At 62.8% G+C, this 15,341-nt stretch carries 12 protein-coding genes; 5 read left to right on the plus strand and 7 right to left on the minus strand.

Annotation, left to right across the window (positions count from 1 at the left end; translation table 11 throughout):
- Positions 1-378 precede the first annotated feature (378 nt).
- On the plus strand, positions 379-1,662 hold the full coding sequence (locus ACX80O_RS15425) for a M20 family metallo-hydrolase (RefSeq protein WP_459333975.1): 1,284 nt from the start codon (positions 379-381) through the stop codon (positions 1,660-1,662).
- Positions 1,663-1,808: 146 nt separating this feature from the next.
- Here ACX80O_RS15425 and ACX80O_RS15430 read toward each other — a convergent pair whose 3' ends face one another.
- The 5 genes from ACX80O_RS15430 to ACX80O_RS15450 form a co-directional block, all read right to left on the minus strand.
- Positions 1,809-3,332, minus strand: a complete 1,524-nt coding sequence (locus ACX80O_RS15430) for a hypothetical protein (protein WP_459333976.1) — start codon at positions 3,330-3,332, stop codon at positions 1,809-1,811.
- 210 nt (positions 3,333-3,542) lie between these two features.
- Positions 3,543-4,427, minus strand: coding sequence for a DUF6602 domain-containing protein (locus ACX80O_RS15435; protein WP_459333977.1), 885 nt, complete (start codon positions 4,425-4,427; stop codon positions 3,543-3,545).
- Positions 4,428-4,768: 341 nt separating this feature from the next.
- Entirely contained in the window at positions 4,769-6,037 is a 1,269-nt protein-coding gene (locus ACX80O_RS15440) for an ArgE/DapE family deacylase (protein ID WP_459333978.1), read from the minus strand.
- A 2-nt stretch (positions 6,038-6,039) separates the two neighbouring features.
- On the minus strand, positions 6,040-7,365 hold the full coding sequence (locus tag ACX80O_RS15445) for an MFS transporter (protein ID WP_459333979.1): 1,326 nt from the start codon (positions 7,363-7,365) through the stop codon (positions 6,040-6,042).
- Positions 7,366-7,367: 2 nt separating this feature from the next.
- Positions 7,368-9,092, minus strand: a complete 1,725-nt coding sequence (locus ACX80O_RS15450; protein WP_459333980.1) for an amidohydrolase — start codon at positions 9,090-9,092, stop codon at positions 7,368-7,370.
- A gap of 120 nt (positions 9,093-9,212) precedes the next feature.
- Between ACX80O_RS15450 and ACX80O_RS15455 the strand changes: the two genes are divergently transcribed.
- The 4 genes from ACX80O_RS15455 to ACX80O_RS15470 all read left to right on the plus strand — a co-directional run bounded on the left by ACX80O_RS15455 (position 9,213) and on the right by ACX80O_RS15470 (position 12,828).
- Positions 9,213-10,406, plus strand: a complete 1,194-nt coding sequence (locus ACX80O_RS15455; protein WP_459333981.1) for a PucR family transcriptional regulator — start codon at positions 9,213-9,215, stop codon at positions 10,404-10,406.
- A gap of 50 nt (positions 10,407-10,456) precedes the next feature.
- The gene (locus ACX80O_RS15460) at positions 10,457-10,699 is read left to right on the plus strand and encodes a hypothetical protein (protein ID WP_459305125.1); all 243 of its coding nucleotides are present in this window, start codon (positions 10,457-10,459) and stop codon (positions 10,697-10,699) included.
- Between the two features lie 117 nt (positions 10,700-10,816).
- Positions 10,817-12,034 (plus strand): NRAMP family divalent metal transporter, encoded by a 1,218-nt coding sequence (locus tag ACX80O_RS15465; RefSeq protein ID WP_459333982.1) that lies wholly within the window; start codon positions 10,817-10,819, stop codon positions 12,032-12,034.
- 29 nt (positions 12,035-12,063) lie between these two features.
- The gene (locus tag ACX80O_RS15470; protein WP_459333983.1) at positions 12,064-12,828 is read left to right on the plus strand and encodes a putative hydro-lyase; all 765 of its coding nucleotides are present in this window, start codon (positions 12,064-12,066) and stop codon (positions 12,826-12,828) included.
- On the opposite strand, the gene ACX80O_RS15475 is transcribed toward ACX80O_RS15470, so the two are convergent.
- Together ACX80O_RS15475 and ACX80O_RS15480 are read right to left on the minus strand one after the other, a co-directional pair.
- Positions 12,825-13,538 carry a GntR family transcriptional regulator gene (locus ACX80O_RS15475; protein WP_459333984.1) on the minus strand — a complete coding sequence of 238 codons (714 nt, stop codon included), beginning with the start codon at positions 13,536-13,538 and terminating at the stop codon, positions 12,825-12,827. The genes ACX80O_RS15470 and ACX80O_RS15475 overlap by 4 nt on opposite strands.
- Before the next feature lie 28 nt (positions 13,539-13,566).
- Positions 13,567-15,336, minus strand: coding sequence for an acetyl/propionyl/methylcrotonyl-CoA carboxylase subunit alpha (locus ACX80O_RS15480; protein WP_459333985.1), 1,770 nt, complete (start codon positions 15,334-15,336; stop codon positions 13,567-13,569).
- Positions 15,337-15,341 lie beyond the last annotated feature (5 nt).

Raw genomic sequence — 15,341 nt, forward strand, 5'->3', positions numbered from 1 at the left:
ATCGGCTACCGACCACCGGTGGAAGCCGAAACCATCTACTACTCAAAACTCCCGACCATCAAAATGATGGAACGGGTCTAACAAGCCCTCCACCAAACCCGGTGCTTGACACAATCGCCGGAGGCGTTACTGGAACGGGTCGGTGACCTCGCTCTGGGGGCCTATAACGCATGGAGTACTGAGCAAACCCTTGAAACTCGGCGAGGGCTTTCAGCATAAGGAGGAACAATGGCGAACGAAGGCGATTCTTACAGTGTTGCTGAGGGGATGGGCAGCGGCACAACCCGAAACGGGAAATTGGTTGTTAAGCGCCGGTGTCCGCACGACGGTTGACTGCGACGATTGAACAAACATTAAATCAGTCGAAGGATCTGCAAAATGAGCAAGGGCGCCGTACCCGAAACCGACCCCTCCCAGTTCGACGGGCCAGATGCTGCGTTCCTCGAGAACTTCGCCACTCTGAGTACCTTTGGTGCCTCCCCTGGGGGAGGAGTGGACCGGCAGGCCGGATCGAAAGCAGACGGGGAACAGCGTGCCTGGTTCACCCAGCTACTGACTGAAAATGGATTCACCGCCAGCTGCGACCAGATCGGCAACCAGTTCGGGCTACTAGAACTCGAAACTGACATGCCCTACGTCGTCGTCGGATCCCACCTCGATTCCCAGCCCACCGCTGGCCGCTACGACGGTGCTTACGGTGTTCTCGCCGCAGCACACGCCGCGTTCCGCCTCGCCGCCGAATGGCAGGCGAGCGGCAACAGTCCCCGCTACAACCTTGCAGTCGTGAACTGGTTCAACGAAGAGGGCTCCCGGTTCAAGCCATCGATGATGGGCAGTTCCGTCTACACCGGCAAAATGACCATTGACGCGGCCTTGGCCACCACCGATCCGGCTGGAACTACCGTTAGGGAGGCGCTGGTATCCACCAATGCTCTTGGCGAAGGCTCCGGACCACAGGCAGCCTACTGCGCTGAGATCCACATCGAGCAAGGACGCAGCATGGAACGCGACGGCATCGCTATCGGCGTCGTCGATTCCAACTGGGCCGCAAACAAATATGAGTTCGTGGTGCACGGAGAGCAGGCCCATACCGGGTCCACCATCATCGCTGACCGGCATGATGCCCTTCTTGGCGCCTCATTGCTCGTCGTCGCAGCACGGGAAATTGCCGACCACTTCCCCGACGGTGCCGTCCACACCTCAGTTGGCCAGCTGGACGTCTACCCCAACTCACCCGTCGTCGTCCCCTCACGCGTCAACCTCCTGCTGGATCTGCGCTCCGCCGACGAAGCGCTGCTCCAGGACGCCGATCGGATGCTGCACGAGCGGATCGAACAGATCGAACGCTCCGCTCAGGTCGAGATCGAGAAAGTCGGCTCCCACTGCTGGCCGGTCACGCCCTACCAAACTGAAGCTGTCGCCCTCGCGGAGAAGATTGCGGCCAACCGCGGCGTCAGTCACGCGCGGGTGAAGACACTGGCAGGGCACGACTCCACCAACATGAAGGACATCGTTCCAACGGTCATGCTCTTTGTCCCCTCGGTCGAAGGCATCTCCCACAACGAACACGAGTACACCACGGACCAGGACATCGTCACCGGCTTGCATGTCCTGACCGACGTCGTGCGGAGCCTGTGCGAAGGAGAACTTGACCCCCTGTAGACGATCAAATGCATCATCTGATGCACACCATTTATGCAGCGCCCTCGCGCCATGGCAATTAAGCGACGAGACTCAGCCTCAACGTTAGATAGTGGATTGAACCCTATCGACTATCTGCCACGACAGGGCCATATGACCACTGGCAATCAATCGGACCTTCTCTCGGACCTATAGCGAGCGATAATGTTTTCAGCCCTTCTGAAAAAGGGGATCGAATCCCATGTAGCTTCAATAAGCGGATTCTCGCGGTCCGCGTGTATGACGGATGCCGGGTTAGGAAAGATGTAATTACTCTCCGATTCATCTGAAGCCTCTTGAAGTGCTACTGCTAGCTCATCGGAGGTGAGCATGACTAGCGATTCGAGTTCCGCGATGGATACCACGCCGACCGGAAAGTCCGATTTCTGCAAACTCTCTGCTAAAACCCAGTTCTGGCCCAAATAGAAAGGCTCGAGCGTGACGACTAGTCCAAATCGGGGCTTTCTCGAATCAATCTGCGAGCATGTAGCGCTGATCTGGTCAATATCGCGGTTCGAGCGATCGAGCTGTCTGATACCACGATTTATACTGGCTTCTATCGAGTTCATCCAATCCGCACCCGCGATGCGGAACGACTCTATTGGTTGCCTAGCTTTGCACTCGATTAGAACCAATTTGTCAGGAAGCTCTAGGAACCAATCGCATGAGTCGACTCGCGAGTGTTTCGTGCCATAATTAACCTCCGATACAACCTGCCGTTCGCCTCCGATGAGAGCCAGCTGCCGACCGGTGTACTGCTGGAAAACCGACCCGAGATCCCGAGTGAAGCGATCCCCGAGCACCGGTCTTGCAAGGTGATAAATTGCTGGAGGTAGTGTCTTTGAAACAATTGCCTGGACCCATGGTGCTACAGGTACGTCCGCGACATCTGTAATGAAAGGCTTGTCGGATAGAGGATTAAATGTGTACTTCTTCTGAGGGGCGGGAACGTCCCCTTGATGCCCTCGATTAGCCTTCTTGAAATCTTTGATCGTAGTCCCTAGATGCTCAACGAATGTCCGACGAACGGCATCGAAAGAAATAACTTCTTCCAAGCCGTGAAAATTCGGGGCGTCAAGCCAGTCGAGCGAAAACCTACCTTGATTCTCCCGTGTGATGACGTCGATGAGGAATATTGCACTAACATACTCGTCAAAGGTCAGTCCGTTCGTTACGGTTTCGAACCAACCTTCAGACATAGCTTCAGGTTCGAAATCATCTAGGTGCTGAGAAGCAGAACCGAACAATAGTATCGAGCGAGAAAGCTCAGTCATTATCGAACGCTGTCCGGGGAATTGTTCGAAGAAGATCCTAGTCAATATCCGTGCGAGTCGAGCACCCGGGTCGTGTTGGAGGCCGAGACCTTCGTCAACGAGATTGGCGTTTAGATTGCAGAGACGTTTTAGGTCGTTGATATTCGCTTTAGGTCGGGCAAACGAGCCCCAAGCAAGTGAGGTACGGGCAACATCGGCGATGTTCCAAGGCGTGATTCCCTGCCTTGCTTCGTCAATGGGCTGCGTATCGAGAGTGATTTCGGCAGTTGTTGCGGCGGCTTGCAAGAGAAGGCTGTCGCGGTCTATTTTCCTAGTTTCAGACTTGAACTTGTCCCAGGTTGCTATTGAAGCTCGTGGTCCACCTTTTCTGTAATGCATCTATACCTCCGACTCATTCGCGCACGTAGACAGAAGTTCAGATTTCTCGGTTCCCGCTGCCGCTCGTCGAGAGCCTATGCCAACCAAGGCATTCGGCTTCATGCGCTTCTATCGTCCTATATGGCAAGGTTATCGGTCACCCACGGCACAACATGCCTGAGCCACTCCCATTTAGTGCAAACCGGTTCGCCCCCACCGGGTCTGAACAGTTCAGAGAATACGTGGGCTTCCCTCGTTAAAAAGGTGATGTCTCCGATTGATCAAGAAGTCCTCGTCGTAGACCAGGCTTGGATCCCACTTACGTTGCGTGCCTCTCCCCTGGCCCGTCTCTGTTACTTGAGCGAGTTCCTTTGCGAACTTACGCATTGAGGGGTCGCTTCTTCCTAACATGGCGTACAAGGAGACGATGAAGTGAGCAACAGCGCCATATTCTTGCTCATCATTCATCCTGATGTAGCTGGACATCACATAATCGCTTGTTCCTGGGGCATACTGTGATTGAGGTATGTAGGAAGCGCGCGAGCAAGTCAACGTCCCGATGCTTGCTACGCAGACGATATCTACGAGGTCACGTGGATGAACGGCCGAGTCAGCCATCTTTTCAAAGCCGGTAGCCAAATTATCGACCGGTTCGGTGCCGAGGTCATGTGAATGGGCCAGGAATCCTGTAGGAATTCCGGAGATTAGCTGGCCCTCCACGGTTGTGATGTCGACAGAGCTCAGTTTTGAAAGTGACCTTGACCAATTTGCAATTTCCTTGAAGTGTCGTTTGCGAGCAGTGAGCTTAACTGAGAACGCAGCGGCTATTCCGCCTGCGTGAACCTTGGCCCTGTAGCGTAGATGCTGCGGGTACGCTGGCTCAAATACGACTAAATCCGTCTCAAATGGTTTGATGGTCTCATCGCTACCAATGATGTATTTCCTCAATCCCACACCGTATTGCTGTGGAAGCCATTTCGATAAGAGGTCTACCCACGTGGATTCTCCTTCGTGGCCCGACCTTTGAATGTCTTCTTTGTGAGTCAGTTGCGCATCGTCGTAATCGTGTGCGATTTCTTGCTGGATCGAATCAAACCAACGTTTCGTTTCACTCATGAGCAACAGCTTAGCTCTCAGTAGCTATTCGTAGTCCCCTTGATCTGAGTTGGTTTGGTAGTGCCTCGAACGAACTCCGGAGTCTTGCAGACTCTGGATCGTACTGGTTAGCTTCAGATTCCCTAACAAACCACGCTCTGGAAAAATTGTCCACTGTGTCTCCGTGGTCGGCACTAACCGCCGACTTCTATATACATTGGTTTAGAGTCGAACAAGGTTTCTACGAGATTGAAGGTCTGAGCAAAGGGTGCTGTGCTCAGGCCCCGTAGTCGAACCTCTCAATGAGCCGATCTAACTTCGGAAACTAGCTGAATGCCGTGCCATCAGGTAGTTCCAGAGACCTACGCAGTCTCAGTCACCCCGCACCACTCGGCAATGAACAACGCGATCGCCTTCGTGACCTTCCGGACCGACTCGACGTGTACCCGCTCATCAAACCCGTGGATCGCCTCCGACACCGGCCCATAGACCAGCGTCGGAATCCCGCCGTACAGGGTAAACACCCGTCCGTCCAGGTAGCCCGGCGTCGTGAACGACTCCAGAGCCGACCCGAACACCTCCTGATGCGACAACGCGAGGACACCCTCGGCGTCGGACCCCTCCTCTAGGACGTAGCCCTCGGAGAAGAAGCCGCTCCGCACCGCGGACACCTCAGCGCCCGACGTCGAGTCCCTCAGACAGTCCTCGATCTGCGACCATGCATCGGCCGCCGTGACCCCCGGATACAGTGCCGCCCGAACATCGAACTCACACCAGGACGGCACGCTCGACGGCCAGTTGCCGCCGGAGATCATCCCGATGTTGAAGTTGATCGGATGATCCAGGTCCTCGAAGTACCGGTGGCTGCCCTTGTCGGCATTCCACTTGTCCTGCAGCTCCCGCAGATCGCCCATCACCGTGTACGCGGCGTCGATCGCGTTGAACCCGGTCGCCATCTCTCGCACATGGGTCGGCCGCCCGGAGACGCGCACCTTGAACCAGATCACGCCCACGTTGGCTCGCACCAGCATGTTCTCTTCCGGCTCGGGGATGACCACGGCCTCGGCCGTGTACCCGCGCTGCAGGGCGGCGAGTGACCCGTTGCCGGTGCACTCTTCCTCCACTACCGATTGCATGTGAATAACGGCCGCCGGAGCGAGCCCTGCTGCCCGCAACGCATCGAACGCGAACAGGTTCGCGGCCAGCCCTGCCTTCATATCGCCGGATCCCCGCCCATACATCCAGCCGTCCTTGATCTCGGCATCCCACGGACTTCGCGACCAGGCGTCTTCCGGCCCGGTGGGGACAACGTCGATGTGCCCGTTCAGAATCAGTGACCGTCCGGTGGCGGGCGCGGCCGGCGTGTACGTGCCGACCACGTTGGTGAGGTCCTCGAACGCGACGGTCGTCGGCCCATAGCCCACATGGGAGGACAGGGTTTCCTCGTCCAGCTGCCACCGGTCCATGGCGAGCCCGCGAGATTCCATCTGCGCGAACATCAGGTCCTGCGCGCTGGCCTCCTCGGCCCGCAGCGACGGGTGCCGCACCAGCTCGGCGGTGAACTCAAGCTGGCGGTCGAACGCGGCGTCGACGGCGTCGGTAATCCGTTTCGTGATTTCGGGAGTCAACATGACTACTGCACAATCGCTTTGTCTTTGACGCGGAGCTTCTCACCGAAGAACCCGCCGGCCGCCGTAATCAGCGAAACCGCCATCAGCAGCAGTGACGCGGTCCACGACCCACCGTCGGTGGCTCCCAGCAGCGCCACAGCGATCAGCGGGAGGAACCCGCTCAACGCGCCGGCCAGGTTGTAGCCCAGGGCCACGCCGCTGTACCGCAGGTGCGGTGGGAAAAGTTCGGTGAGCAGCGCGCCGGTCACGGCGTACGCCAGGGAGACCAGCGCAATGCCGATCGTGACCGCGAGGATGATTGCCGCAGGGTTGCGGGTATCGATCATCCAGAACAGCGGGAACGCGCCTGCCGCCGTCGCCAATCCGCCGAAGAAGGTCATCCGGCCCGGGCCAATCTTCTCGCTGATCCGGCCGACCAGCAGGACGACGCCGATCTGCACGACGGCGGCCACCAGGGTGGCGTTCACCATCAGCTGGCGGTCCATGCCCAGGGTGGTGGTGCCGTAGCTGATCACAAAGGTGGTCATCACGTAGAACCCACCGACGCCCAGGAACGCTGCGGCGATGGCGACGAGCAGCCGGCCCCAGGCCTGCTTGAACACGTCGACGGCGGGGATCTTGGCGCGCTCTTCAAGCTTGACCAGTTCACGGAAGATCGGGGATTCCTCGACCTGCAACCTGATGTACAGGGCGATGAGGAGCAGCGGGAACGCGGCCAGGAACGGCAGGCGCCAGCCCCAGGTGTCGAACGCCTCGGAGGGCAGCAGTAGCACCAGGGCAAAGGCGCCCGAGGACATCAGCGTGCCGACGGGCGAACCGACCTGCACCAGCGCCGCGTACCTGCCGCGCTTCTCGATCGGGGCGTGCTCGACGGCGATCGTCATGGCGCCGCCCCACTCGCCACCGACGGCGAGACCCTGCATCAGCCGCAGGACCGCCAGCATGATGGGGGCCGCGAGGCCGATGCTGCCGAAGTCCGGCAGGAACCCGATCAGGCCGGTGGCAACGCCGATCATCACGATGGTGATCAGCAGGGCCGGTCTGCGGCCCACCCGGTCGCCGATGTAGCCGAAGAGCACCGCGCCGATCGGGCGGGCGGCGAAGCCGACGCCGAAGGTGGCGAACGCCGCGAGAGTTGCCGCCGTGGGGTCGAGTTCGGTGAAGAACAGCCGGTTGAACACGATCGCTGCCGCGGTGCCGAACAGGAAGTAGTCGTACCATTCCAGTGCGGTGCCAACGAAGGCGGCGCGGGCAATCTTGCCCGCGTCCTTGCCGCTGACTATCGGAATGTCCGGCTTCTCACCCTGGGTTGCCTCATGTGGTTGCATGCTCAAACTTCCTGCTTCTGAGTGGTGGGGGCGTACTCGGTGGGGACGTGCTGTTCTGAACGGACGGTCGGTGTTGTATCGGCGGGAGAAGTTTCGAGGGTGTCGAGGTAGTCCTCACCGAAGACTGCGACGCCGTCAATCACCGTCGCAAGGACGGTGATGGCGCCGATCTTCTCGGGCGGGACGTCGGCGGGGTGGTCGGAGAGGATCACGAAGTCGGCGAGTTTCCCGCGCTCGAGGGTGCCGCGGTGGTTCTCATCGCCGGCCATCCACGCGGTGTCGACGGTGTAGGCGCGGAGGGCTGTCTCGGCGTCGACCCGTTCCGCGGGGCCGAGTACCGCTCCGCCGGAGGTCTGCCGCAGCACCATCGACTGCATGCCGAGCAGCGGGGCACCGGAAGCCACCGGGCGGTCCGAGCTGCCGGGCACCCGCACCCCCTGGTCCAGGAAGGACCGGTGCCGGTAGACCCACGGTTCGCGGTCGACGCCGACGGCCTGCGCCATGGTGTCGCCCACCTCGTAGAGGAAGTGTGGCTGTGGGACGGGGGTGACGTTGAGGGTGGCGAACCGGGCCAGCTGGTCCGGCCTGACGATGCCCGCGTGTTCGATCCGGTGCCGGACGTCCTTGCGGGGGTGTTCGTTCTGGGCCACCTCGAAGGCGTCGAGGGCGACGTCGACGGCGGCGTCCCCGATGGCATGGGCGGCGACGGTCCAACCGGAGACGTGGGCGTTGATGATGCGGCGCGTGAGCTCGTCGATGGAGAGCTGGAAGCTGCCGGTGGAATGGTCATGATCGCAGAACGCTTCGGTGACGGCTGCGGTCCGGCCGATCAGGGACCCGTCGACGAAGATCTTCATCGCACCCAGGCGGATTCGGTCATCGCCGAATCCGGTGGTCAGGCCCAGGTCCAGGCCGAAGCTGATCTTGTCATCTTCGGCGGAAGTCAGTGGGTGCAGGGCGTCACTGGCGGCCATCAGCTGGACCCGGGTGGTGAGGATGCCACGGCGTCGGGCTTCGGTGTAGGCGGCGAGTTCCACCGGACTACGGCCGATCCAGCCGGACCCGATGCCCGCTTCGGTGACGTGGGTCAGGCCTTCGGAGGCGTAGACGGCGCTCGCGGCGCCGATCGCGTCGGCAAGATCGGCGATGGGGTAGGGGACCACGAGCGCGGTGACCAGTTTCTGGGCCTGCTCCTCGAGGAGGCCGGTGGGGCCGGCGTCGTCGGTGATGACGGTGCCTCCCTCGGGAGTGGCCACGGAGCGGTCGAGGATGCCGGCGCGTTCCAGCACCTCGGTGTTCACCGTGCAGAGGTGGCCGGAGCGGTGCTTGAGCCAGACCGGGCGGCCGGGGGCCGCGGCGTCGAGCCCGTCCCGGTGCGGGTGGGCGCCGAGCACGGTGTCGTCGTAGCCGGACCCGACCACCCAGGCGTCGTCGTCGAGGTTCTCCGCGAACTGGGTGACCGCTGCGTACAGCTCATCCAGGGTGGTAGAGGTGCTGAGGTCCAGTTCGGTGAGCGATTGTCCAAACCACGCCATGTGGTTGTGTGAATCCCCAAACCCGGGGACGACGACGGCGCCCGCGCAGTCGAGCGTGCGGATGGCGGGGAGGTCGATGACGTCTTCATCGAAGCCGACGATGCGGCCATTCAGCACACCCATGGCCGTAGCGGTGGGGGTGGCATCAGCCAGGGTGAAGAGGCTGGCGTTGACGAGCTTCAAATCGAGCATGGACTTCCAAGGGGTTTGGGGGTGGGGGCCGGCTGACAGTGGCGGCTCCTCTAATGGTGGTCTGGATCACGTTGGTAAACAATGGGTGAACACCATTGGCCATAACGTTAGAATGGGCAGATGCCCAATGGTGAGCCGTATACGTCCGAGAATGCGCCGGTCCGGTCAGTGGTGTCCGATGTTGTCGCTGACTGTCTAGCTGACATCGACAGTATTACCGACCAGTTTCTGCTGGATGTCCAGCAGATTGAGGGGTACGCCGGGTCTACTGTTGACGACCGGGATCTGCGGGAAACGGCCGTCGCGTCCCTCGAGTTGCTGCTGCGGTTAGTGGGGGAGTTGCCGCTGCCGGACCGGCTGACCGGGGTGTCCTTTGCCCTGGGTCATCGGCGGGCGCAGCAGGGTGTTCCGCTTGAGTCGCTGCTGAAGGCGGTCCGGATGGACTTCCGCCTGCTGTGGGTGGCGATGCTGGCGAGGGTGCCCGCCGCCTCCCTGCCGGATTTCACCAAGGATGCGGTGCGGGTGTGGGAAGCGGTCGAGTTCCACACCATCCGGGTACACGCCGGTTATCTGGACGAGCTGGCGAGCATGGCGCAGGCGAAGGAGCAGCAGCGGGCGTTCCTGTTGTCCCGGCTGCTGATTTCCGATGGGAAGGACCCGCAGTTGCTGGGGCAGGCGGCCCGGGCGCTCGGCGTGGATGCGGAGAGCCAGTTCATTGTGGCGGTGGCCGCCGACCACGCGCAGAAGGCGTTCCGGGAGCGGGTGTTGGCTGCCGGCGTCGGGCAGTATCTTCACGAGCGCGACGGCGCTCTGATCCTCATCATGGAAGACCTGCCGGCCCGTGCCGGCAAGGATCCGGAGGGGACCCGGCCGTGGCTGGACCCGCTGGGATGCTTCCTCGCGCCGCCGGCCCGGTCGCTGGCCGAGGTGCCGTTGATGCTGCGGATTGCGTTGCAGGCGGTCGAGTCGGTGACTCCGGAATCGTCCGGGCGGCAAACGATCCGTGACGCCTGGGGGTTTGTGGCGGCGACCCAAATGGGGGAGTTCGGGCCGGTGCTGGCCGACACAGTGTTGGGGCCGCTGGCGTCGATCTCGGATCATGAGCGGGAACGGCTGGTCGAGACGCTGCAGTCCTACTTCAGTTCGGGATCGGTGTCCGATACCGCCAAGGAGCTGTACTGTCACCGCAATACCGTGTTGAACCGGTTGGCCCGGTTCGAGCAGCTCACCGGGTATAGCCCGAGCCGGCCGGTGGATGCTGCAGCGGTGCTTGCTGCGCTGAGTGTTCAGGCTCCGGTCGGTGACGGCGGGTAGTCCTGCTGGAGCGGTGTTGAATTGTCGGTGCCCGGATCTAGCATGGCCGCATGAAACCCATTCAGAAGGCCAAGGTTACGCGCACCCGCAAATGCCCGGTCTGCGGAAGCGAATCCTGGCGGATTGCCTACGGAATGATTTTGCCGGACGCGCGGGAGCTGATGCCGAAAACGGTGTTTGCCGGTTGCTGTGTCTTCATGGACGAGCGACTCAATCTCCAAACGGGGGAGCGGGAGCTTGGCTCCCCCGACTGGGAATGCCAGAATGCCGAATGTCGGCATCAGTGGTGGTGAGCCCCGGTCAATCCCTTAAATTGTTGAACAATACCTTGCGCAGATTGTTCAACAACCTGTAGGGTCGTCTCCAATACAAAATGTGACTCCAGTCACCTTGACGTAACGGACGGACCAATGGCAGATACCGAGAACAAACCGAAGCTGAGCTCCTCCGCTCGGCGTACCGCGCTCCTGGGAGCCATGTTCCTGATGGCGACCAGCGCCATCGGCCCGGGCTTCATCACCCAGACCACAGTCTTCACCGTTCAGATCGGCGCGGCGTTTGCCTTCGCGATCCTGGCCTCGATCCTGATCGACATTGCCGTGCAGATGAACGTCTGGCGGGTCATCGGCGTCTCCGGAATGCGCGCCCAGGAACTCGGCAACAAGGTCATCCCCGGTGTTGGCTGGTTCCTCGCTGGGCTGGTCTTCATCGGCGGTGTGGTCTTCAATATCGGCAATATCGCCGGGACCGGCCTCGGCGTCAACGCCATGTTCGGTATGGACCCGAAAATCGGCGGTGCCATCTCGGCGGTGATCGCCATCCTGATCTTCGTCAGCAAGAAGGCCGGCATGGCGATGGACCGCATCGTGGTGCTGCTCGGTGCAGTCATGATCCTCCTGATGATCTACGTGGCCATCGTCGCGGCCCCTCCCGTCGGCGAAGCACTCAAGAACGCGATCCTCCCCGAGCAGATCGACTTCCTCATCATCACCACCCTGGTGGGTGGCACCGTGGGCGGCTACATCACCTACGCCGGTGCCCACCGCATGCTCGACTCGGGCGTCACCGGTCCCGACAACGTCGGGGAGATCACCCGCAGCTCAGTCCTCGGCATCCTGGTCACCGGCCTGATGCGGGTGCTGCTGTTCCTGGCGATCTTCGGCGTCGTCGCCGGTGGCGCGGTCCTCACCAGCGACAACATGGCTGCTGAAGCGTTCGGCATTGCCGCCGGGGAAATCGGCATGCGGATGTTTGGTGTGGTCCTCTGGGCTGCGGCCATCACCTCGGTGATCGGCGCAGCGTTCACCTCGGTTTCCTTCATCACCACCACGAAGACTCCCGAGCGGAAGCGCAACCTCATCACCGTGGTCTTCATCGCTGGCTGCGCAATTGCCTACGTGTTCCTTGGTCAGGCTCCGCAGGAGCTGTTGATCTTCGCCGGGGCGTTCAACGGACTGATCCTGCCGGTCGGCTTCGGTGTGCTCCTCTGGGTGGCTTGGCGTCGCCGCGACCTGCTGCACGGCTACGTCTACCCCAAGTGGCTGCTGATCATTGGCATCATCACGTGGTTCCTCACCCTGTTCCTCGGCTACACCTCCATCACCGGGCTGGCGAAACTGTGGGGCTAGGTACTTCTCGCCCTGCTGACCCGGCAGCGATGCTGCCAGCCGACGCGCGGGCTGCGTTCCGCGCCGGACTGGTGAGCCCGACGTCGGGCTGGTCCCGCGGCTACGCTCAGGTGAACGTGCTGGCGATTCCGCGGGAGCAAGCGTTCGACCTGCTCCTCTTCGCGCAGCGCAACCCCAAACCGTGCCCCATCCTCGGGGTGCTGGAGCCCGGCGAAACCACCGGGCCGCTGCTGACTGGCGGGGACATCCGGACCGACGTCCCCAAGTACACCGTCTATCACGACGGCATCCTGGTGGACGAGCCCACCGACATCACCGCCCACTGGCGCGATGACCTGGTGACGTTCCTGTTCGGCTGCTCCTTCACCTTCGAGACGGCGTTGCAGGACGGCGGGGTTCGGATCGCGCACATCGACCAGGGTGTGAACGTGCCCATGTACCGGACGAACCGGGAGGCTGCGCCCGCCGGTGCCATGTCCGGGCCGCTGGTCGTCTCGATGCGACCGGTGCCGGCGGCCCAGGTGGCCGACGCCGTCCGCATCACCTCCCGCTACCCGGCCGTGCACGGCGCTCCCGTGCACGTGGGGAATCCGGAGGAGTTAAGTATTGATCTGGGTTCGCCGGACTTCGGTGACGCGGTGAAGATTCCGGAGGGTCATATTCCGGTGTTCTGGGCCTGCGGGGTGACTCCGCAGGCGGCGGTGATGCAGTCACGGCCACCCTTGGCAATCGGCCACGCGCCGGGGCACATGCTGATCACCGACGCCCGGGACAGCGACTACCTGGTTCCCTAGGCGGTGCGGGGTTGCTTGGCGGATGGTTCGTCGGCGAGGTGGCCTAGAAGTTCAGCCTCGGCGGAGTCGAGGTAGGCACGCAGGCCCGCAGCGGCTTCGTCGCGCTCCCCGGCCCGGAGCCGCTCAACCAATTGCACATTGCGGTCCACATAATGGCTGTGGAAGTCGGGGGCCGACGCCATCGCATGAAACACCAGCCGCATCTCCGCGAGCACCCGATCCATCAGCGTCCGCAGCGACTCGCTGCCGGCCAGGCCGACGACTGCGCTGTGGAGCGCCTGGTTGGCATCGGCCATGTCCGGGACCGATCCGGCGTCGCGCGCTTTCTGGGCCCGCTCCACGATGGCTTCCATGTTCTCGAGGACCTCGGGGGTGACCTCGCCCCACAGCGCGGCGGCGGGTTCGATCATCCGGCGCACACGGTAAATTTCGCGCACCTCCTCGACCCCCGGGGACGCCACAAACACGCCGCGATTGGGGATCCGCGTGACCATCGATTCGCCGGCCAGCGCGGAAAACGCCTCACGCAACGTATTGCGTGACACGCCCAGCGCCGTCGACAGCGTCTGTTCGGACAGCTTCGACCCGGGCGTCAGCTCGCCGGCGGCAATCCGCCCCCGCAGCACGGTGGCGATCCATGCCGCCGTGTGCGCATGCTCGGCCGATCCCGATGCCCCGTTATCCAGCTCGGTTGCAGCTGTCATTGTCATTGCTTTCCCCCCTTGTCATCAACAGATGTTAGCCGACCGCACTCAGAACATTGCCCAGCACCTCGCCGCGCGCGACGGCTACACCCGGCTCCTGCCCGCCGCGGCTGAACGTCCCGGCTACTTGGGCGAGCACCTCGGTTTCCATCTTCATGGCCTCCAGCACGGCGACGGGCTGGCCCGCGGTGATCGTGGCGCCGTCGTCGGCCAGCCACTTCACCAGGGTGCCGCCCATCGAGGCGGTGACGACGCCGTTGTCGTCGTTCGTGTCTGCGGATTGCGCGACGGCGGCTCCCGCGGTGCCGCTTCCATTGCCGTTGCCGCCACCGTTCATCAGCGCGGCGAAGACCTCGGCTGGGAGGCCCAGCTGGACCGCCTTGCCGTCGACCTCCACGGTGAGGGTTTCCCGCCGGGCGAGTGGCCCCGCGGTCCCGCTCGATAGTGCGGCGTCGAGCCGGCCAGCGAAAGCATTCTCGATCCACGTGGTGTACACGCCGAGCCGTTCCGGGTTGGTGAAGTCCGGGTCCCGCACCACGGCACGGTGGAACGGGATCACCGTGGGGAGACCTTCGATCCGCAGCTCATCCAGGGCGGCGCGCGCACGGCGGAGGGCCTGCGGGCGGTCTTCGCCGTGGACGATGAGTTTGGCCATCAGGGAGTCGTACTCGGCGGGGACGCTGGAGCCCGAGCGCACCCCGGTGTCGACGCGGATGCCGGCGCCGGTGGGAGCCTCGAACACGTCCACCGGGCCCGGGGAGGGCAGGAACCCGCGGCCGGCGTCCTCGGCATTGAGCCGGAACTCGATCGCGTGGCCCCGCGGCGCCGGATCCTCGGTGATGCTGACAGGCAGGCCCGCGGCGATGCGGAACTGTTCACGGACCAGGTCGATGCCCGACGTCGCCTCGGTCACCGGGTGCTCCACCTGCAGGCGGGTGTTGACCTCCAGGAAGGAGATCACGCCGTCGGGCGCCACCAGGTACTCGACGGTCCCCGCGTTGGTGTACCCGGCCTCGCGGCAGATGGCGCGGGCCGACTCGTGGATGCGGGTGCGCTGGTCATCGGTCAGGAACGGGGCCGGGGCCTCCTCCACCAGCTTCTGGTTGCGCCGCTGCAGGGAGCAGTCGCGGGTGCCGACGACGACGACGTTCCCGTGCGTGTCGGCGAGGACCTGAGCCTCGACGTGGCGAGGCTTGTCGAGGAACCGTTCCACGAAGCACTCGCCACGCCCGAACGCGACCGTCGCTTCACGGACCGCCGAGTCGAACGCGTCGTCGATGTCTTCCATCCGGTGGGCGATCCGCATGCCGCGCCCGCCGCCGCCGTAGGCCGCCTTGATGGCGACCGGAACACCGTACTGTTCGGCGAACGCGCGGACCTCCTCGGCGCTGGCGACCGGCCCATCGGATCCGGGGACCAACGGGGCTCCGACCTTCACAGCGATCTCGCGGGCGGTGACCTTGTTGCCGAGGCTGCGGATCGCTGCCGGGGACGGGCCGATCCAGGTGAGCCCCGCGTTTTGCACGGCCGCCGCGAAGTCGGCGTTCTCGGAGAGGAACCCGTAACCGGGGTGTACGGCGTCGACCCCGGCCTTCGCTGCGATGTCGAGCAGCTTGTCCATGTTGAGGTACGTGTCGGCGCTGGCCGATCCGTACAGCGCGTAAGCCTCGTCGCAGAGGCGGACGTGGAGGGCATCGGCGTCGGGCTCGGAGTACACGGCCACCGAGGTCAGCTCCACATCCGAGCAGGCGCGGGCGATGCGGACGGCGATCTCCCCGCGGTTGGCGATCAGGACCTTCTTCATGGCAG

Source organism: Arthrobacter glycogeni (assembly GCF_054511155.1).